Origin of the sequence: Enterococcus gallinarum NBRC 100675, assembly GCF_001544275.1 — a bacterium.
GTDB classification, from domain to species: domain Bacteria; phylum Bacillota; class Bacilli; order Lactobacillales; family Enterococcaceae; genus Enterococcus_D; species Enterococcus_D gallinarum.
The window spans coordinates 1-19997 of the sequence record NZ_BCQE01000024.1 but is presented as its reverse complement, the minus strand read 5'-3'; the positions used below and the strand labels follow the sequence as shown (position 1 = coordinate 19997).

At 35.0% G+C, this 19997-nt stretch carries 19 protein-coding genes; 18 read left to right on the top strand and 1 reads right to left on the bottom strand.

Going from position 1 to position 19997, the window contains the following annotated elements; all coding sequences use genetic code 11:
* Nucleotides 1-2: 2 nt before the first annotated feature.
* Nucleotides 3-722 carry a PmeII family type II restriction endonuclease gene (locus EG2_RS13200; RefSeq protein WP_002405415.1) on the bottom strand — a complete coding sequence of 240 codons (720 nt, stop codon included), beginning with the start codon at nucleotides 720-722 and terminating at the stop codon, nucleotides 3-5.
* A gap of 262 nt (nucleotides 723-984) precedes the next feature.
* Here EG2_RS13200 and EG2_RS13195 point away from each other — a divergent pair, with 262 nt between their 5' ends.
* The 18 genes from EG2_RS13195 to EG2_RS13110 form a co-directional block, all read left to right on the top strand.
* Nucleotides 985-2781: a DUF4209 domain-containing protein gene (locus EG2_RS13195; RefSeq protein WP_002405416.1), complete on the top strand. Its 1797-nt coding sequence runs from the start codon at nucleotides 985-987 to the stop codon at nucleotides 2779-2781.
* Between the two features lie 90 nt (nucleotides 2782-2871).
* On the top strand, nucleotides 2872-3951 hold the full coding sequence (locus EG2_RS13190) for a DNA cytosine methyltransferase (RefSeq protein WP_172461411.1): 1080 nt from the start codon (nucleotides 2872-2874) through the stop codon (nucleotides 3949-3951).
* Between the two features lie 69 nt (nucleotides 3952-4020).
* Nucleotides 4021-4170 (top strand): hypothetical protein, encoded by a 150-nt coding sequence (locus EG2_RS19175; protein ID WP_002405418.1) that lies wholly within the window; start codon nucleotides 4021-4023, stop codon nucleotides 4168-4170.
* A 2-nt stretch (nucleotides 4171-4172) separates the two neighbouring features.
* Entirely contained in the window at nucleotides 4173-4580 is a 408-nt protein-coding gene (locus tag EG2_RS18510; protein ID WP_002405419.1) for an antirestriction protein ArdA, read from the top strand.
* A 147-nt stretch (nucleotides 4581-4727) separates the two neighbouring features.
* Nucleotides 4728-5042: a YdcP family protein gene (locus tag EG2_RS13180; RefSeq protein ID WP_005228395.1), complete on the top strand. Its 315-nt coding sequence runs from the start codon at nucleotides 4728-4730 to the stop codon at nucleotides 5040-5042.
* Nucleotides 5043-5057: 15 nt separating this feature from the next.
* Nucleotides 5058-5423 carry a YdcP family protein gene (locus EG2_RS13175; RefSeq protein ID WP_060815083.1) on the top strand — a complete coding sequence of 122 codons (366 nt, stop codon included), beginning with the start codon at nucleotides 5058-5060 and terminating at the stop codon, nucleotides 5421-5423.
* A 3-nt stretch (nucleotides 5424-5426) separates the two neighbouring features.
* The gene (locus EG2_RS13170; protein WP_002405423.1) at nucleotides 5427-6803 is read left to right on the top strand and encodes an FtsK/SpoIIIE domain-containing protein; all 1377 of its coding nucleotides are present in this window, start codon (nucleotides 5427-5429) and stop codon (nucleotides 6801-6803) included.
* Nucleotides 6793-7077: a hypothetical protein gene (locus tag EG2_RS13165; RefSeq protein ID WP_002405424.1), complete on the top strand. Its 285-nt coding sequence runs from the start codon at nucleotides 6793-6795 to the stop codon at nucleotides 7075-7077. The genes EG2_RS13170 and EG2_RS13165 overlap by 11 nt, the downstream gene beginning before the upstream one ends.
* Before the next feature lie 68 nt (nucleotides 7078-7145).
* On the top strand, nucleotides 7146-7484 hold the full coding sequence (locus tag EG2_RS13160) for a hypothetical protein (protein WP_010774565.1): 339 nt from the start codon (nucleotides 7146-7148) through the stop codon (nucleotides 7482-7484).
* Between the two features lie 424 nt (nucleotides 7485-7908).
* Nucleotides 7909-9099 carry a MobT family relaxase gene (mobT, locus tag EG2_RS13150; RefSeq protein WP_060815082.1) on the top strand — a complete coding sequence of 397 codons (1191 nt, stop codon included), beginning with the start codon at nucleotides 7909-7911 and terminating at the stop codon, nucleotides 9097-9099.
* Between the two features lie 13 nt (nucleotides 9100-9112).
* Nucleotides 9113-9334 carry a hypothetical protein gene (locus tag EG2_RS13145; RefSeq protein ID WP_002405428.1) on the top strand — a complete coding sequence of 74 codons (222 nt, stop codon included), beginning with the start codon at nucleotides 9113-9115 and terminating at the stop codon, nucleotides 9332-9334.
* A 16-nt stretch (nucleotides 9335-9350) separates the two neighbouring features.
* On the top strand, nucleotides 9351-9851 hold the full coding sequence (locus EG2_RS13140; RefSeq protein WP_002405429.1) for an antirestriction protein ArdA: 501 nt from the start codon (nucleotides 9351-9353) through the stop codon (nucleotides 9849-9851).
* Nucleotides 9852-9984: 133 nt separating this feature from the next.
* Complete coding sequence (locus EG2_RS13135) at nucleotides 9985-10794, top strand: Hachiman antiphage defense system protein HamA (protein WP_010774564.1); 810 nt, start codon at nucleotides 9985-9987, stop codon at nucleotides 10792-10794.
* Nucleotides 10784-13921: a DEAD/DEAH box helicase gene (locus EG2_RS13130; protein ID WP_005231832.1), complete on the top strand. Its 3138-nt coding sequence runs from the start codon at nucleotides 10784-10786 to the stop codon at nucleotides 13919-13921. Before EG2_RS13135 ends, EG2_RS13130 begins: the two co-directional genes overlap by 11 nt.
* 47 nt (nucleotides 13922-13968) lie before the next feature.
* Nucleotides 13969-14361 (top strand): conjugal transfer protein, encoded by a 393-nt coding sequence (locus EG2_RS13125; RefSeq protein WP_025188218.1) that lies wholly within the window; start codon nucleotides 13969-13971, stop codon nucleotides 14359-14361.
* Nucleotides 14345-16792, top strand: coding sequence for a conjugal transfer ATPase TcpF (tcpF, locus tag EG2_RS13120; protein ID WP_010774562.1), 2448 nt, complete (start codon nucleotides 14345-14347; stop codon nucleotides 16790-16792). The genes EG2_RS13125 and tcpF overlap by 17 nt, the downstream gene beginning before the upstream one ends.
* A gap of 31 nt (nucleotides 16793-16823) precedes the next feature.
* The gene (locus EG2_RS13115; protein WP_002405434.1) at nucleotides 16824-19040 is read left to right on the top strand and encodes a CD3337/EF1877 family mobilome membrane protein; all 2217 of its coding nucleotides are present in this window, start codon (nucleotides 16824-16826) and stop codon (nucleotides 19038-19040) included.
* A 10-nt stretch (nucleotides 19041-19050) separates the two neighbouring features.
* Nucleotides 19051-19997, top strand: a 947-nt coding sequence (locus EG2_RS13110; protein ID WP_060815101.1) for a bifunctional lytic transglycosylase/C40 family peptidase, incomplete at its 3' end; no start/stop codon positions are given.

Genomic DNA, 19997 nt, shown 5'->3' with positions numbered 1-19997 from the left:
AACTACTCTTCAATTCCTTCAATATTTTTTAGTTGTTCAGCCAAAGCTTTGATTGTTTCGTCAAGAAGCTCAGTACTATCAAATTCATTAGCTATATCTCCAATACCATCAGTTAGCTTTTGATAAAAATCTTCATCTCCTGTTAAATGATACCAAAAATCTTTTCCAGCTAAGACTGTATAGTCCTCTGCTAACGTTCTATAAAACGCACTTAATTCGCTGTCTTCGCCATAAAAAACACCTACGACACAATCCATATTTGCAATAGGAATATTATTAGTACGAGCTAAATTAATCGCTGATTTAAAATGATTTTGAATTGTAGTCACATCATCATAATTAATTGTTTGAGGGCCAGCTTTAATTTGACAGTATTTTTTTCTTCCATCTATTTTATCAATAAATTCTATGTCCATTCCAGTCGTAGTAGAGCCATATCCTTCCAGAGTTTTATTGATAAATTTTTGAAGGTTGGAACCGAATGAAGTATTAATTGAAGTACCTAAAACTCTTGGATATATTAATGCCTTCGAAACACTTTCAGGATCATCGTTCCCTGTTAAATAATTTGCTAAATACTTGTTCAGAAATGGATTCACGTTAAAGTTGTTTATGTTTTTTAACTTTTCTGTATTTTTAATATGATTCTTAGCAATTACTTCTCTAAAAAAGTCTTTCGCCTTTTCAATGATTTCATCATTGTTTTGTGCTTTTTCAGTCATTTTCTTCACCTCGTTATTTTCTTATAATTTGAGTATACCCTTTTGGTTATTTCATGTATAGGTTTCCATGTGCATAAATATAGTAAAACACTCTTTCATTCTTGTCAGTTATACATTCTAATAAATGATTAACTATCTTTTTGAATCTCTTTTATTCACTTGCTTCATCCAGTTAAAAATTATTTTTTATATACTTATATTCCTTCATAGCATTTGAGAGGGTATAATTAAATTTAAAATTAGGTATATCGGAGATAACTAGATGACGAAATTTATAGATAAAATTAATGAACTAGAAAGAATAGAAATTACCAAGTATTATACAGAATTTAGAGATGGTTTTAAAGAAATCCATGATTGGGCAAAATCGGAAGGATTTTTAAATGAAGCAAAATTAGCAAAATATGAAATTGATATTTGTTCACTTATCGAAAAAAAACCAATTCTTTCGAATAATAAAAGCGACACTAGATTTGTCCCCGAATACAGTATTACAGGCATTGGAAATGTTCCTGAAATTACAGCTTTCACTGATGAACAATTTTTATATTATGAAAGAAGAATGATTGAAACTGATAATATTTTTTTAAAAGTAAGATATTCAGATTTTCTTTTTGAGTATGGGAGTGAAAAAGTAACGAGAAAAAAATATCAAATTTCACAATTTTTACTTGCATCACTTGTAGAAAGTTGTAGAAAATATCAGACTGTACATGAGGATAGTAATTTTATTTTATCTATATCAAGATTAGTTGAGGTTTCGCTTTCTATGAATAATAAAAAATACCTGCAACAAGCTATTCAACTAATACATTCACAATTAATTGAATCGAGGGATATAGATAATTCGATATGGGCTTGTAATCTTTCTCAATTAGTAAGAATCATTTTAGATTCTAAATTTAAAGGTTACATTTCAGAAGAACTTTACACCTGTACATTAACAATATTGACAAATCTTAAAAACAAATGTTTTGAAAATCATGAGTATCATTTTTATAGATTATTTATTGAGGAATCTATAGCTCTTGGAAAGTTTGAGGCATACAATACAGAACAAATACAAAACCTCCGTCTGGATATTGGAAAAAGCTATGAATTAGAGGCTGAGTATCAAGGCGGGAGACAACAAAAAAGCTCATTAACAAAAGCTTTTAACTTAGAACAAGCACTTGAATACTATAAGAATATGGGAGAAACAGAAAAAATTAATGACTTAAAAGTTTTAATAAAGCAAACTTATGAAACATATCAACAAAGTGATGAAATGGCAACAATAAAAATTCCTTTTACAATTCCTACAGACTATATCGATAATTGTATTTCACCTTATATTATTTCTAACATTCATGAATCTCTTGATAAGCTTGCAAAAAGTGACGAATTTATTCCAAATGTCAGTATAATTAAGCAGCAACAATCACTTCAAGAAGCAGATAATAATTTTTTTAATCTTGTCTCAAAAAGTATAATTCATGGTGGAAACAAAATCGTAAACGCAGAAACTAAAGAAGAGTCAAAAAAGTTCATTTTCATTACTAGTTATGTACAAGAATTGACACTAAATTTAGAGATTTTTTTAAAGGCTATTTTTGAAAAATTGATAGAAGAACATAGCCTTTCTGCCGATCATCTTATGGAAAAATTTGATTCATGGAAAATGCTTGATGAGAGAAACTACCCTCTTGTAAAAGCAGGAATTGAAAATTTTTTTAAAGAAGACTATGTTAGCTCTATTCATATTTTAGTTCCTCAATTTGAATCTACATTTAGACGGTTTCTTGCTAAATTGGGATTCGCAACTACATCACTCAAAAAAGATATGGTTCAGTATGAAATAACATTTAACGAATTTTTAGTTAAAGATTACATTAAAACTTTTCTAGGAGAGGATATTCATACTTTAATTCAAATAATTATGGTTGAACCAATGGGTCTTAATCTACGAAATGAAATTGCACATGGTCTAATTAAACAATCTGACATTACGAAATCAAAATGTATCTTAGTTATTTATCTATTTTTAATTTTAACAAGATACGATGATAATAAAGAGTAATCTTTTTATATTTCACCCTTATAATCAAATAGAAATCACAACATTTTTTTGGACACTTCATATTGGGGTGTCTTTTTTATTTACAAGGAGATGATAAGAATAACAAATCTTACTTTAGGAAGCCTCTTTGACGGTATCGGTGTCTTCCCTCTTGCCGCTCAAAAACAGGGCATTACACTATCATGGGCAGGTGAAATCGAAAAAGCACCGATTCGTATTACAAAGAAACAGTTTCCCCATATGATTCATTTAGGAGATTTAACCAAACTACATGGTGGAAAAATTCCACCGGTTGATATTGTCACGTTTGGATCCCCTTGTCAGAACCTCTCAACCATTGGAAATCGTGAAGGATTAGCTGGCAAAAAATCCAATTTATTTTATGAAGCTATCAGAATTATTGAAGAAATGAGGGATGCCACCAATGGAAAGTATCCAACTCTCGCTATTTGGGAAAACGTCATGGGAGCTTTTTCATCGAATGACCGGATGGATTTTAAGGCCGTCTTGGAAGCCTTCGTTCAAGCCGAAGTTCCAATTCCTCCCTCTCGTCAATGGGCAAATGCCGGTATGGTGCGAGGGAGAAATGTTGATGTGTGTTGGCGAGTCCTTGATAGTCAATATTGGGGTGTCCCCCAACGACGCCGAAGAATCTTTCTCGTCGCAGATTTTAGAGACTTCCGTGCCAGAGAAATATTATTTGACACCCAAGGAATGCAGTCGCATCTTGAAACTTGCGACCAGAACAGGTTGTCGTCCCCCAAAGACAATCGAAGCCTTACTACTAAAGCAGGGCGGCAACTATTCCTCTATCCCTTCCAAGAGCGCCGAATGCGTACGTATGCAAAAGAAAAAAATACCAAAGGATTCGTCTCCAGTTTCGGACAATCAACTGACCCTTTTCCCACTCTCTTAGCAGGTACTGTTGATACCTTTGCTTATTGGCAAGAAGGATTTGAAACTGAAGGGTTTGTTCGGAAGCTCATTCCACTTGAATGTGAGCGAATCATGGGTTTGCCTGAAAATTGGACACAATATGGATTTGATAATCAATTAATCAGTGACTCTGCCCGATACAAAGCACTAGGAAACTCTATCGTTGTTCCCTGTGCGGAATTTATTTTGTCGAATGTCGCAAAGGTCTATGGTAAAGGAGAATCGTATGGTTAAACACGCGAACGCTTAAACGCTGCCCAACAATTATTATGTACCAATTCAATCAATCAGTTGTCTGCGGCGATGCATAACTTCCAATTTTTACAACATATTGACGGCCGAGAAGTGCGTGGACGTCAAGCAATCGCAGAACAATTGATGGAAGTCGAAGAATACCTACTGATTGTTAAAAATCAAATACAAACTATTCGGAATTTATACAAGGAGAAATAAAAATGGATAACACAATTCAAGTATACGTCACCAACCTTAGTCGATTTGAGTATGACGGACTAATTATTGCCGCTTGGTTCACCCTACCTGTTTCTTTGGATGAACTAAGAGAAAAGCTACAATTGGAAACAGATGAAAGTTATGAAATTGAAGATTGGGAAGCCCCTTTCCGATTAACAGACGATGGGGATATTCTCACACTCAATCGTTTAGCGCTTTTAATCGAGGAAAACTGTCATTATGACTTATTTCCTTATTTAGATGAATTGATTGACTTAGATGTCTTTGAATCTCATGAGGATGGCTTAAAGCGATTAAATCATTTCGAGCACTTTGAAGAAAAGCCAACTGATCCAGATATTTTGGAAGATACCTTTGAGTTATCCGATGGCACCTATTTTACCATTTAAAGCAGTTTGACTAATCCAATAGTTGAGCTGCTTTTTTGTTTGGAAAGGAAGTGTATCAATGAGGAAAATCTCACGTTCCCCGCCGATCACAACAACAATTTTTAAGCTTATTTCAATACAAAATTTTGAATGAAAAGAGGAAAAACAATGGAATTAAAACACGTAGTACCGATTATGAAAGACACATTTGGACACTTAGAATTTGCGGGCGAAGGAAATGTTGAACAACGACGCATCAATGGTCGTTTAGCTACTGTTTCTCGTAGCTATAACCTATATTCAGATATACAACGTGCTGATGATATTGAGGTGATTTTACCTCATACAGCCGGAGAAAAATTCTTTGAAGTGGAAGAATCGGTCAAATTGATTAACCCACGCATTATCGCAGAAGGTTATAAGATTGGCGAACGAGGATTCACGAATTACATTTTACATGCAGACGATATGGTCAAAGCCTAAAGGAGGAAAATACACATGAGATTAGCACAAGGAATTATTATCGACAAAGAAAAAACGTTTGGACGGTTGAAATTTTCTGCACTACGTCGGGAAGTTTTTCTAAACAATGAAGATGGCAGTGTATCAACTGAAGTCAAAGAACGAACCTATGATTTAAAATCACGTGAACAAGTACGAATGATTCAAGTCAGTATTCCCGCTTCAATTCCATTACGAGAATTTGATTACAATGCTGAAGTGGAATTAATCAACCCAATCGCAGACACCGTAGCCAATGCGACTTATCGTGGGGCGGATGTTGATTGGTACATTAAGGCCGATGATTTGGTTCTAAAGAATAAAACCACACCGAAAATTGAGCCAAAGAATAAACAGGGATAGCCCATGAAACTCTTACAAAGAAAAGGAAAACGAATCAGACCAAGCGATAAACACTTGGTCTTTCAGTTTTTCTTTGGTGCTATATTAAGTTGTTGGTTACTTGCATTTTTTCCCTTTCATCTGGCTTTTTTCAGTCGAACTACTTGGCAACTAGAGGAATTTAAACAACACTTTTTCAGTCCCTATGGTAGTCTATCACTCGTCTTCTCACTTCTTACTGTTGGTTTTCTCCTCTATTTACTGTATCGGTATGGGTTCGATTATTACAAGAGTTTAACCCATCGTCAAAAACTCGCTCGAATGATTCTAGAAAACGGATGGTTAGAAACAAAACAAGTGGAAGAATTTCAACTCTTTGAAGATTCCCCTGCTAAAAAGAAAGAAAAAATCAGCTACTTTGCTAAGTTCTACTATCGAATGCACAACGGACTGATTGTTATTACTGTTGAAATCACATTAGGTAAATACCAAGATCAATTGTTACGCTTAGAGAAGAAATTGGAATCAGGCTTGTACTGTGAGCTAGTCGATAAAGAACTCAAAGACTCTTTTGTGGAATACACCCTACTCTATGACACGATTGCCAATCGAGTTTCAATTGAAGAGGTTTCTGTGAAAGATGGGGCTATGCAATTGATGAAAAATTTGGCGTGGGCTTTCGATTCTTTGCCTCATATGTTGATTGCAGGTGGAACCGGTGGTGGGAAAACGTATTTCATTCTTACGATTATTGAGTCCCTTCTTCAAACCAACGCCAAGCTGTTTATCCTTGATCCCAAAAATGCCGATTTAGCGGACTTAGGAACAGTGATGGATAATGTCTATTACCAAAAAGAAGAAATATCTGCATGTATCGATGATTTTTATGCTCGCATGATGGCGCGTAGTCTCGATATGAAGAAAATGCCTCATTATAAAACAGGCGAAAATTACGCTTATCTAAACCTAGAACCAAACTTCCTTATTTTTGATGAGTATGTGGCGTATATGGAAATGTTGAGTGCTAAAGAAAATATGGCAGTCATGAATAAATTAAAACAAATCGTCATGTTAGGTCGGCAAGCGGGATTCTTTATTATCTTGGCTTGTCAGCGACCGGATGCAAAATACTTACAAGATGGGATTCGTGATCAGTTTAATTTTCGTGTGGCACTTGGGCGTATGAGTGAGCTTGGGTATTCCATGATGTTTGGAGATGTCGATAAAGATTTCTTTTTAAAACAAATTAAAGGCCGAGGATATGTAGATGTTGGAACCAATGTCATTAGCGAATTCTACACACCACTTGTTCCTAAAGGACATGATTTTTTAGAAACGATTGGTGCCTTGTGTCACTCGAAACCATTAGTAAAAAAGGAGGAATCTGAAGATGGAGTTTGATGATTGCATTTATCGTTTGTATGAACTTTCAAGAACTGAGAATGAAGAATTACAACAACGTTTTCACTCTCTAGCTTCTGATGTCAGTAAAAATGGGATTACTGGTTTAGTCCCTATCGAAGAAGGCGGCATTACAGATGGCGTTCCACTCACTGTGGTTCTATCTATCTTACAATCAGGGTTAGAACTAGCCACCTCTCCTTTTGACCGGACAAAAATTGAAGCCTTGTATAATGACTTACTTTCAGAAGGTATCGATGGCTATACGAAATAGCACGGATAGAAGCGGAATTTTTAAACAAACTGCGGTATAGTTAATGTAACAAGATGGGAGGAATTGCCATGTCTCACTTTACCCGTACTGTTTTTACCAGTTTGCATCCAGCCTATTTGATCCGTCAGTATATCTTTAGTGGTATTGTCACTGCGTTTTTCTATTTTTCAAGTCCTGATACTGCCCCTACTTCATTTTATGTCTTTTTAGGATTAAACTTTCTTCTCTATCCATTTGCTATGTTTGTTTATGATTCGATTGTCTCTCTTTTAATGGGGAATAATGTGTGGATTACCAGTGGCATTTTTGCCTTCATTTGGGGCTTCATCAAAATTTTATTAATTTACTTCTTTAGTGTTTTGATTGCGCCAATTGGCATCCTTATTCTGTATTTTACAAATCGTTAGAGAATTAGATTATAAAGGTCTTCCATTCGTCCCGTAGAAAAGATGTGAAGGATCGAAGGAGCCTGTGACTGATACTTTATATCTTTTAGAGGGGAAACATGAGCGTAGTCGAATGTATAAAATCAAGAATATCAACAATTTCACTGCCCATTAGTGGAAAGAACAACGTAATAAACGGAACACAGACAGAAAAAGTCATGACGGCAGCGCATAAGTCATGGCTTTTTCTTATCTGGTGGGTGTGGCTTGCCACGCCCACCTTGATTAACCCCCCCATTCTAACAGGGGGGTAGAAATACAAAAATAATAAGCAATAAAGGCTTAGGAACTTTGATACAACAAACTTTCTATCGCTTTATGAGGTGTCAACTTTTTTTGAATAGTTGACATCTTTTTTGTTCACTCAAAAAAGAAAGGAGAAGTTGTGTTGATAAACCTCAAACAACAAGTATTAGAACTAAAAGAACGGAGAAAAAACTATGGTGTATCGCAAAATAAACTAGCTACTGCAGTTGGTATCTCAAGACAATACCTTAGTGAAATTGAAACAGAAAAAGTCGTTCCTTCCAGTGAGTTACTTTCAGAATTAGATGTTCTGCTCGAACGTTTCAATCCAGAGTTACCCTTGGAAATGCTATTCGACTATGTACGGATTCGATTTCCAACCACTAATCCAGAAGGAGTGATCGAGAATATCTTAAAACTAAAAATGAAGTATATGTTACATGAGGAATACGCTTTTTACTCGTATGAGGAACAATATGTTTTTGGTGATATCGCGGTCATGGTATCTCATGATATTGAAAAAGGTATTCTCGTAGAAATGAAAGGCAAAGGCTGTCGGCAATTTGAACATTTTTTGTTGGCACAACGAAGAACGTGGGTAGACTTCTTCCTAGATGTCTTTGCAGTAAATGGTGTTTATAAACGTTTGGATTTAGCGATTAACGATAAAGTCGGCTTATTAAATATTCCAGAACTCACGCGTAAATGTCAGAACGAAGAATGTATTTCTGTCTTTCGTAGCTTTAAAAATTATCGTTCAGGTGAATTGGTTCGCCAACATGAAAAAGCTGATATGGGTGATACGTTGTATATTGGTTCGCTAAAATCAGAAGTCTATTTTTGTATCTATCAAAAAGATTATGAGCAATATGTAAAACTTGGGATTCCATTAGAAGAGAATCCAGTCAAAAATCGTTTTGAGATTCGTTTGAAAAATGAACGTGCCTTACACGCAGTGATTGATTTATTAAACAATGGAAACGTTGGCGAAACGACCTTCTCCATTATCAACCGATATATTCGGTTTGTGGATAAAGATTCCAACAAACGTCGTAGTCAATGGAAAATTAATGCGGATTGGGCATTTTTCCTAGGAGAAAATCAGCGAAAACTAAAACTAACTTCAGAACCTGAACCCTATTCGTTTGACCGAACCTTGAATTGGTTGTCACGACAAGTCATTCCTACCTTAAAATTAGCAATGAAAATCGACAAACTCAATCAAACGAGTGTCATCCAAAATATGATTGATTATGCGGAATTATCGGATCGTCAGAAAAAGATTTTACAACAACAAACCCTTCCTGTAGAGGAAGTTATTATTAATTAAAGGAGAATGTGTGATGAACTTTGGACAAAATTTATATAATTGGTTTCTTTCCAATGCGGAATCATTAGTATTAATGGCAATTGTTGTGATTGGTGTGTATTTAGGTTTTAAAAGAGAATTTTCTAAATTGATTGGCTTCTTGATCATTGCCTTAATTGCGGTTGGCTTGGTATTTAATGCTGCTGGTGTAAAAGATGTCTTATTGAATCTTTTCAATCGTATTATCGGTGCTTAGAAGGGAATGAAACCAAATGGATATGCAAGTTTATATCTCCAACTTAGGAAAATACAACGAAGGCGAAATAGTCGGTGCTTGGTTCCAACCACCTATTGATATGGAAGAGGTCAAAGAAAAAATTGGATTGAATGATCAATACGAAGAATATGCAATTCATGATTATGAGTTGCCTTTTGAAATTGGTGAATACACACCCATTTCAGAAATTAATCGATTATGTGCCTTAATTGAAGAGATTGAGGACACAGAAATTTTGAAAGAATTAAAAGAAATTCAGAGCATGTGGTTTTCTAGTTTAGAAGACTTGATTGAACACAAAGACGATATTATCTGTTATTCAGATTGTGATTCAATGGAAGATGTAGCGACTTATTATGTGGAGGAAACAGGCCAACTTGGTGAAGTTCCTTCTAACCTTCAAAATTATATTGACTATCAATCACTTGGACGAGATATGGAGTTGGAAGGGAACTTTTTAGTTACGAGTAATGGGGTGTTTGAATATTTAGGATAGCATAGAAAAATCTAGCATACATCCTAATATTTACTAATCTTTTATATAAACAATTTCTTTCTGTTATAAAACAATTAATACCCTTTTAAAATTAATGATATAATGTTATTAATTTTAAAAGGGGTTGAGTTTTATGGATATTCCGAAATTCATTGATTACTTTATTCATGAAGAAATCGTTATCACTGACAAAGGAAAAGATATCTCTGTTATAAAAATTGAAATAAATGATGATCTGACCGTTTTCGAACAATGGGCAAGACATCTTAGAGAGCATTATTGTTCACTTGAAGAATTGGATGAACTAAGAGAAGGTACTGGTCTTTCTAGAGCTGAATTCCTTAGAGATATGAAGTTTCCCAATCCAAATTTTGGATTGGGTTCAGCAACAATGTCCGGTGATTTTTCAGAAATATTAATTGCAGATTACATTGAATACATCTTGAATTATATAGTTCCAAGAGTACGCTACAGACAAAAATTCAATCGAAATACTTCCACACAAGGAAGTGACTTAATTGGGTACAAAGTAGAGTCTATTGAAACTAATAGTATCAATGATGAAATGTTAATTGTTGAAGTAAAAGCTAGAAATAGTGAATCAAATCCAGAAGCAACTCTACAAAATGCTGTAGATCATTCTGCAAAAGACCTTGTTAGAATAGCTGAATCTTTAAATGCCTCTTACAGAATGTTAAAGAACTATAATGAAGAGGAAGGTATGCGTTTAGTAAGAAGATTTCAAAATCCTACAGACAGACCTCATAAGAGAACTTTTGCTGCAGCAGCTGTTAGTTCGGATAAAGCTTTTTCTAGAGAGTTATTAAAAGAAATCGATACTTCAGAACATCCTAGTCCAGATGTTCAGTTAATAGCTGTACACTCTCCTAAATTTTTAGAATTTATTAAACAAATGTATGTGAGGGCTGCCAATGTTAATTGAAAATAATTCAAAATATTACTTAAAAAAAGTTCAAGCAAAATCAAAAATGTTTGAATACAATGTTCCTCTTGAAGAGCATATCCAAGTAGAATATATGGCACAAGAATTAATAGTCCTTGCAATAGCGACAATTGGTGATGCATCTAATTTTATTTGGGATAATAGATATACTGAATTTTCTTCAAAATTAAATAATGAACTATTTGAAAATTTAAATTTCACATCAATTTACTTTGATTCACTACTTACTTCAGAGATTGGTGAAGCAAGTTATAATGATTATTTTGGATTATTAGGGGCAATTTCTTTCTATCTTTCGGATGCACTTGGAAGTACAAAAGTAATGATAAACAAGATAGATTGGGCAATGGATTTAGAAATTAATGAAATTGATACTTTTCTTTTATATCTATTAGCAGACAGATTGGACGAATTAAAGGGGTACGAGTTTTCCAGTCAATATGGTAATCTCTTCTATTATCTAATATATGACTTATCTCAATTTTACTTAGATGGTACACCCATTGATTTTGAAAAATTAAATGACTTAAAACAAGAAATATATCTATCTCAAAATCCACGAGAGATTCTTTTTGGAGATTCATTATTGGCAGTTTTTATTAAAAAGTATAAAAATTCTGCTTTGAATCTTTTGCCCAATTATTCTGATACGACAATACAAGATTGGGAAGATTTATTGTTAAACAATCATACAATAAAAGAATTGTGGCCTAGTCAAATTTTGCTAGGAGAAAAGAATATTTTTAAAGGTAAATCTGGAGTCATTCAAATGCCTACGAGTTCTGGCAAAACAACTTCAATTGGTTTAATAATTAGATCAGCTTTTATTACCCATCGAACAAAACTTGCCGTTGTTGTGGCTCCATTTAAAGCTCTCTGCAAAGAAATAACTCTAAATTTAATAGAATTCTTTTCAAATGATGAGGTAATCATAAACGAACTGTCGGATATTGCAGAAAAAGATGATATTGCGTTCTTTGATAATGATATCGCTACAAACACATTGATTATACTCACTCCTGAAAAATTACTGTTCTTAATTAGAAATAATAGTGAAATTTTGGAAGAACTTAACTTGATTATTTTTGATGAAGCTCACTTATTCGATGATAGCTCGCGAGGTACTAATTATGAATTGCTTGTTTCAACAATCAGATATTACTTAAATGAATCTTCACAAAAAATACTGATCTCAGCGGTTATTGCGAATAGTGAAGTAATCAATGAATGGTTAAATGGTACTGATGGAGAAGTTATTTCTAACAACAATATTATTTCTTCCCAACGATCAATAGCAATAGGTGATTGGATGGGACAAACTGGACAGTTATATTTTCTAAATCAAGATAATCCTGACATAGATGATTTTTATGTCCCAAGAATTGTTGATATACGTGAAATAAATAGACTTGATAGAGAAAGAGCAAAAAGGTATTTTCCTGACGTGGATTTTCGTAAAAGAAAACTCAATAAACCTTACGATATGCAAATTTATTATGCATTAAAAATGGTTCACAATGGAGCAACAGCTATATTCTCTGGAACAAAAAAAACTGCTGATAAGACCATCGAAAGACTACTTGAACTTGAAGAAAGAGGACTAGATATATCAGCCTTTTCAAATGAAGTTAGTCAAAATGAGAATACAAAAATAGCAAGTCTTATTAATATGAACTTAGGAAGTGATACTGAATATTATATTTCAGCCTTGAAGGGCATATTTATTCATCATGGTAATATTCCTCTAGGAATTCGATTATCAGTTGAATATGCAATGTCGCAGAATTTAATCAATTTTGTAGTTTGTACTTCCACCTTAGCTCAAGGAGTGAATTTACCAATTAAATACCTTATTATTTCAAGTCTCTATCAAGGAAAAAGTCAAATGAAGGTTCGTGATTTTCACAATTTATTAGGTAGAGTGGGTAGAGCAGGTAAGCATATTGAAGGAACGGTTATATTATCAGAACCTTTTATTCATTCTAACAAATCAAATTGGAAATGGAACAGATACAAAAATATGCTAGATATTGATAATTCAGAAGACAGTGAGAGTAATTTATTAAAGCTTGTTAGGCCTATTATAATTGATAAATTCCCCCCTATTAATCTTTGGAATGTACTGCCACAAAAGTATACTAATCAAGAACAGTTTAATGATGTAATCAATAAGATAAAAACCGTAATTAGCAACTCAAATTTTCCGAATAAAATATCAGACTTCAACTTCGAATTAAAGATAATTTTAGATATTTTAAAAGATGTCGAAAACTATGTAATGTACTTTGTGAAATACTTTAAAGATTCAAATCCAAATTTTACTAATATGGTAACTCAGCAAACTTTAGGTTATCATTTGGCTAGCGATAGCGAAAAAGAAAAATTAGTTGAACTGTTTGAGGTAATTAAGACTTATTCTCTTTCTTTCACTGAAGCTGAACTATCTCTTTATTCAATATCCTCTTTAGGATTTGATAACTCTAAAGTCTTGTCTCAATGGATTTCAGAGAAAATTGAAAACATTACTCAAGCAAGGTCAGAATTTGAATTGATTGACATAATCTTTCCTCAGTTAATATTATTCTCAGAAAATAATATTATAAATAGGATTGATGATACTTCTATTTTTACTCAGATATGTGAATTATGGACTCAAGGACAAAGCTATTCTGATATTTTAAACTATTGTCAAAGCAATCAATTCCAAATTAGTAAGCGTAATCAGCTAGTTCCGCTCATATTACAAGATATCATTGAAATATGTGATAACATACTAGCTTACAGCACTATATTACCTCTAAATGGAGTTGCAACATTTATGGAAAATTCCGAAAATGATTCAACACTTCATTTGATTAAAAGTCTACAAAAGAAAATACGTTATGGACTTCCTAGCAATCTATCAATAAATATTTTCGAGCTTGGTTTTTCTGATCGAGTAATTGCTCAAATTTTGGCTCGAATTATTGAAAATTCTTCTTCTTTTACAATTACTTCAATTAGTAAAAGGATAACTAAAGAATTACTTAGACAAAATAAACGAGAGATTGAAGAAGCACTAAAAGTTTTTCCTCAATATTTTCTGGATATATTGAGAAAAATATAAACTATTGAGAGCACCTTTATAGGTGTTCTTTTTTGGAGGTGTTTAAACTGAAAAAACTAAAAAGCTATACCAGTATTTGGTCCGTTGAAAAAGTGATTTATGCCATCAACGACTTTAAACTTCCCTTTCCAATTAGTTTTAGTCAGATGGCTTGGTTTGTTTGTAGTCTGTTTACGGTGATTCTACTGGCTGATATCCCTCCTCTTTCATTGATTGAGGGGGCGTTATTGAAATATGTCGGCATTCCTGTTGGCTTGACTTGGTTCATGAGTCAAAAGACGTTCGATGGGAAGAAACCCTATCGTTTTATTCAAACCGTTGTCACTTATGCCTTCCGTCCCAAACGAACCTATGCTGGAAAAAAAGTAACCTTTGAAAAAGAGAAAATGGATGAAACTGCCACAATTGTAAGGAGTGAATACATTGAATTATCCGATTAAATACATTGAAAACAACCTCGTATTCAATCACGAAGGCGAATGTTTTGCCTATTTTGAATTGTTGCCCTATAACTATTCCTTTTTGACCCCTGAACAGAAACTTCAAGTCCACACGAATTTTCGACAACTCATTGCACAAAATCGTGAAGGTAAGATTCATGCCTTACAAATAAGTACCGAACGATCGATTCGTTCGATTCAAGAAAAAAGTAAAGAAACGGTCACTGGTCGGTTGAAAGACATTGCTTTTCAGCGGATTGATGAACAAACCGAAGCGTTAGTAAACATGATTGGTGACAATCAAGTGGACTATCGCTTTTTTATTGGCTTTAAATTACTGGTCAATGAAGAGGAAGTTTCCTTAAAGAATTTGAAAAAATCTGCCAAAAATACACTCACTACATTTTTTAGAGAAGTGAATCAAAAATGGATGGGTGATTTTGTCGTGATGCCACAAGATGAGGTCCGTCGTTACACAAAAATGGCTGACCTCTTACAAGCAAAGATTGAACGACGTTTCCATATCAGACCCTTAGATAAAAATGATTTTGGCTATTTGATTGAACATCTGTATGGCAAAGAAACAAGTTCTTTTGAGGAATACGAATTCCCTTTACCTCTCAAAAAATTGAAACACCAAACACTCGTAAAACGATATGATTTACTGAAACCCACTCGTTCCTTGATTGAAGAAAACCAACGCTATTTGAAAATTCAAAATGAAGAAACGACGTCTTATGTTGCTTACTTTACGATTGATTCGATTGTGGGCGAATTGGATTTTCCTTCCAATGAGATTTTCTATTACCAGCAACAACAATTCGACTTCCCCATTGATACCAATATGAACATTGAAATTGTTGCCAATAAAAAAGCCTTGTCTACTGTTCGGAACAAGAAAAAAGAACTCAAAGACTTGGACGATCATGCGTGGAATAGTGACAATGAAACAGGAAACAACGTTTTGGAAGCCTTAGAAGATGTCAATGAGTTAGAAGCTGAATTAGACCAGACCAAAGAAGCCATGTACAAACTAAGCTATGTTATTCGAGTGGCAGCTTCTTCCTATGAAGAATTAAAACGTCGTTGCAATGAGATCAAAGATTTCTATGACGATTGGAGTATTAAATTGGTTCGTCCCTTTGGCGATATGTTGGGCTTACATTATGAATTTCTTCCTTCAAGCAAACGATACATCAACGACTATGTGCAATATGTGACTTCTGACTTTCTAGCTGGCTTAGGTTTTGGTGCTTCCCAAATGTTAGGAGAAACAGAAGGAATTTACATTGGCTACAACATCGAGACTGGAAAAAATGTGTATCTTAAACCTAGTTTAGCTAGTCAAGGTGTCAAAGGTTCGGTGACGAATGCTCTGGCTTCGGCTTTTCTTGGTTCTTTAGGTGGTGGAAAATCCTTCTCTAATAACTTGTTGGTGTATTACTCGGTTTTATTTGGGGCACAAGCGTTAATTGTTGATCCAAAGGCCGAACGTGGCAATTGGAAAGAAACCTTGCCAGACATGGCCGATGAAATTAATATTGTCAATTTAACCAGTGAAGAGAAAAATCAAGGCTTGCTTGATCCCTATGTTCTCATGAAACGGAAGAAAGACGCTGAAAGTTTAGCGATTGATATTCTCACTTTTCTAACTGGAATTTCTAGTCGAGATGGGGAACGTTTCCCTCTTTTACGAAAAGCGATTCGATCCGTCACTCAAAAAGAGATTCGTGGTTTGTGGTTAGTCATTGATGAATTACGAGAAGATGACAACCCACTATCGCATTCGATTGCGGATCACATTGAAAGTTTTACCGATTATGACTTTGCCCATTTACTATTTAGTGATGGGACAACGGAAAACTCGATTAGTTTAGAGAAACAGTTAAATATTATTCAAGTGGCAGATTTGGTTTTACCAGACGCCCAATCTAATTTTTCAGATTACACCACTCTTGAATTATTGAGTGTGGCTATGTTAATTGTCATTTCGACTTTTGCTTTGGATTTCATTCATTCTGATCGAACCAAATTTAAAATTGTGGATTTGGACGAAGCGTGGTCGTTTTTACAAGTAGCTCAAGGAAAAACCTTGTCGAATCGCTTAGTTCGTGCAGGACGTGCAATGAATGCGGGTGTTTATTTTGTCACGCAAAATGCGGACGACTTAATCGATGAAAAATTGAAAAACAATATTGGCTTAAAGTTTGCCTTTCGTTCAACGGATAGTCAGGAAATCAAAAAAACATTGACTTTCTTTGGTGTGGATCCCAACGACGAGGACAATCAAAAACGGTTGCGAGAATTAGAAAATGGCCAATGCTTGATTCAAGATTTATATGGGCGTGTTGGTACAATTCAAGTCCATCCAGTCTTTGAAGATTTATTCCATGCCTTTGATACTCGTCCCCCCGTCCATCAAGAAGAGTGAGGTGTATACATTGAAACCAAAATTGAAAAAAATGCTAGGTGTCATTCTTCTAATTGGAGGAATGACTTTTTTATTTCTCTTACTTTTTGGTACTGTCGCTCAGGCGATTGGACTAGTTGATGATACCGTGGACGTACAAAATTTGTATTCACAATATCCTTTGTCTCATTATCAATTGGATTTCTACGTTGATACCGATTGGGACTGGTTGCCTTGGAATTGGAAAGATGGCATTGGCAATCAAGTGCAATATGGCTTATATGCTATGTCTGATTTTATTTGGACCATTAGTTTGTACCTCTCCAATGCGACGGGTTACTTGATCAAACAAGCTTACAAACTGGATTTCATCTCAGACACAGCGAATCAAATTGGTGAAAATATTCAAATATTAGCAGGCATATCAGAAAATGGCTTTTCGACTTCTGGCTTTTATGTTGGCTTTCTGTTGTTGTTTATTCTGATTGTAGGGGCCTATGTTGCCTATGTCGGCTTGCTCAAACGAGAGACATCCAAAGCAATTCAAGCAGTCACGAATTTTCTTGTGGTGTTTGTTTTGTCGGCCGGCTTTATTGCTTTTGCCCCTTCGTACATTCAACGAATTAATGAATTTTCTGCCGATATTTCGCAAGCCAGTTTGGATTTAGGGGGGCAAATTATTTTTCCTCATTCCTCTTCACAAGGAACAGATAGTGTAGACAGTATTCGAGATACCTTGTTTTCGGTACAAGTCGAACAACCTTGGCTTTTACTACAATTTGATAACTCTAATAAAGAAGAAATTGGCGAAAGTCGGGTCAATGACCTGTTGGCAATCAATCCTGATACCAATAATGGGAAAGATCGTGAGGAAGCAGTAAAAAATGAAATTGAAGAACACGACAACCAACAACTAACCTTAACAAAAACGGTCAATCGATTAGGGACGGTTAGTTTTTTAGTCTTGTTTAACATTGGGATTTCCATTTTCGTTTTCTTATTGACTGGCATTATGATTTTCAGTCAAATTCTGTTTATTCTCTATGCAATGTTCTTGCCTATTATTTTCTTGTTGGCTATGTTGCCAACCTTTAGTGGCATGGGAAAAGCGGCATTGATGAAACTCTTTAATACCATTATGTTGCGAGCTGGAATCACGTTGATTATTACGGTGGCGTTTAGTTTATCCACCATGTTGTATAGCCTAACCACCAGTTATCCCTTTTTCCTAGTTGCCTTTTTACAGATTGTGACTTTTGCGGGTATCTACTTAAAGATGGGCGATATTATGAGTTTGTTTAATCTTCAAGCCAACGATTCCCAACAAATTAGTCGAGGGGTTATGAGACGACCAAAACAATATATGCACCGAGGAGCACGACGACTTCAACGAACCATTAGTCGAACCATGATCGGTGGTTCTCTTGGGTATTTGGCAGGCAAAACCAAAGGAAGAAAAAATGCCAAGCAACTTCCTTCAATTGCAGGTACAACGCCTTCCAATGCTCGTGCGTCTGTCCCTTCCAATCAACAAAAAAATGATCGCACACAACGACCAACCACTCGAAGTTATCAGACTGGGCAACAAATTGGGAAAGTCTTGGATAGTAAAAATCGAGCGAGCAATTTTGTGGCTCAAAAGAAACAACAAGTCAAAGAGTTACCTAAAACAGTTACAGGGAATCTTCATCAAACCATTTCTGATTTTAAACAAGGGATGTCAGATGAACGAACGGAATCAGTAACAAGTAAAAACAGACCGGTTGTACAATCTCGAAAAACAAAACAAGAAAAAAAGCGAGGAACAACAAATCCTACGACTGACAAAAACCATCAACGACCAGCTGTTGATTCGGTTCAAGCAGTGAATAAGATACAACAAGCAAGTACGTCAAACAAACGAATAGATTCAGTATCGAGAAAAAATAGACCGGTTATTCAATCTCGAAAAACAAATCGAGAAATGAAACCAATTCGTTCTACTGTTACTCGTCCACCTGTACAACACAGACCATCGAATAAGATCCAAACAGTATCGCAAGAAGTACCACAAGGACAGACAGCTTCCAAAGTACAAGAGCGAATAACCAAACAAAGGAACCGCTCGATAAAACAACAACCTTCTATCAAGCAACAAGCTCCTATTTCTCGCAAGCAACCAACAAGGTACATGACAAATCAGAAACAAACAACGTCAACTGTCCGTTATTCTCAAAATAACCGTCAAAAGAAAAATGTCCGTTTCACACGTCCAATGAAAAGAAAGTAGGTCAATCGCTATGAAATGGAAACTAAAAATAATGGTGGCTTTAACGCTCTTTCTGTCCTTCTTTGGCTTATTATCTTTTGTGGCAATTTTTGTGGCAGATGAACCTCAAGGTAATTCTTCTGATTCCATTGTTATTCAAGGAAGTGGTTTGTCTGTTTCACCAGAGGTCCTAAAGTATCGCTCCTTAGTAGAAAAATACGCAAAACAAGAGAATATTGAGGACTATATCCATATTCTCTTAGCGATTATTCAAGTTGAAAGTGGCGGCACTCTAAAAGATGTCATGCAATCGTCAGAATCAAAAGGCTTACCTCCAAATACGATTACTGATCCCGAAGAATCAATAAAACAAGGTGTTTCTTATTTTGCAGGACTGGTACGTTCTGCGGAATCGTTAGGTGTTGACCAACAAAGCGTGATCCAAGCGTACAATTACGGTGGGAGCTTTTTAAATTATGTCGCGAAGAATGGGAAAACTTATTCCTTTGAGTTAGCGGAAAGCTTTTCTAATGAACAAGCCAAAGGTCAACGAGTGACTTATAAAAATGCACTTTCTATTCCTAAAAATGGCGGCTGGCGTTATAACTATGGCAATATGTTTTATGTGCTATTAGTTATCCAATATTTAGAGACAGCTTCGCAAAAGTTTGATAATCAAACCGTTCAGATAATTATGGATGAAGCGTTGAAATATCAAGGCTATCCCTATGTTTTTGGCGGTTCCAATCCAAATACCTCTTTTGACTGTAGCGGCATTACCCAATGGACCTTTCAGAAAGCTGGCATCATTTTGCCTCGTACTGCCCAAGCACAATACGAGGTGATGGATCATTTGCCTTTGTCACAAGCTGAACCAGGAGATTTAATTTTCTTTCACTCGACCTATGCAACTGCCGATTATGTGACACATGTCGGCATTTATGTAGGAGATATGAGAATGTACCACGCTGGTGATCG

What these genes read in the sequence shown, in the direction of transcription:
- EG2_RS13190 (WP_172461411.1), top strand. Translation starts at nt 2,872, where the DNA reads ATGATAAGAATAACAAATCTTACTTTAGGAAGCCTCTTTGACGGTATC.
- EG2_RS19175 (WP_002405418.1), top strand. Translation starts at nt 4,021, where the DNA reads ATGCATAACTTCCAATTTTTACAACATATTGACGGCCGAGAAGTGCGT.
- EG2_RS13135 (WP_010774564.1), top strand. Translation starts at nt 9,985, where the DNA reads ATGGATATTCCGAAATTCATTGATTACTTTATTCATGAAGAAATCGTT.
- EG2_RS13115 (WP_002405434.1), top strand. Translation starts at nt 16,824, where the DNA reads ATGCTAGGTGTCATTCTTCTAATTGGAGGAATGACTTTTTTATTTCTC.
- EG2_RS13175 (WP_060815083.1), top strand. Translation starts at nt 5,058, where the DNA reads ATGAGATTAGCACAAGGAATTATTATCGACAAAGAAAAAACGTTTGGA.
- EG2_RS13140 (WP_002405429.1), top strand. Translation starts at nt 9,351, where the DNA reads ATGGATATGCAAGTTTATATCTCCAACTTAGGAAAATACAACGAAGGC.
- EG2_RS13195 (WP_002405416.1), top strand. Translation starts at nt 985, where the DNA reads ATGACGAAATTTATAGATAAAATTAATGAACTAGAAAGAATAGAAATT.
- EG2_RS13165 (WP_002405424.1), top strand. Translation starts at nt 6,793, where the DNA reads ATGGAGTTTGATGATTGCATTTATCGTTTGTATGAACTTTCAAGAACT.
- EG2_RS13160 (WP_010774565.1), top strand. Translation starts at nt 7,146, where the DNA reads ATGTCTCACTTTACCCGTACTGTTTTTACCAGTTTGCATCCAGCCTAT.
- EG2_RS13170 (WP_002405423.1), top strand. Translation starts at nt 5,427, where the DNA reads ATGAAACTCTTACAAAGAAAAGGAAAACGAATCAGACCAAGCGATAAA.
- EG2_RS13180 (WP_005228395.1), top strand. Translation starts at nt 4,728, where the DNA reads ATGGAATTAAAACACGTAGTACCGATTATGAAAGACACATTTGGACAC.
- EG2_RS13200 (WP_002405415.1), bottom strand. Translation starts at nt 722, where the DNA reads ATGACTGAAAAAGCACAAAACAATGATGAAATCATTGAAAAGGCGAAA.
- EG2_RS18510 (WP_002405419.1), top strand. Translation starts at nt 4,173, where the DNA reads ATGGATAACACAATTCAAGTATACGTCACCAACCTTAGTCGATTTGAG.
- EG2_RS13145 (WP_002405428.1), top strand. Translation starts at nt 9,113, where the DNA reads ATGAACTTTGGACAAAATTTATATAATTGGTTTCTTTCCAATGCGGAA.
- EG2_RS13130 (WP_005231832.1), top strand. Translation starts at nt 10,784, where the DNA reads ATGTTAATTGAAAATAATTCAAAATATTACTTAAAAAAAGTTCAAGCA.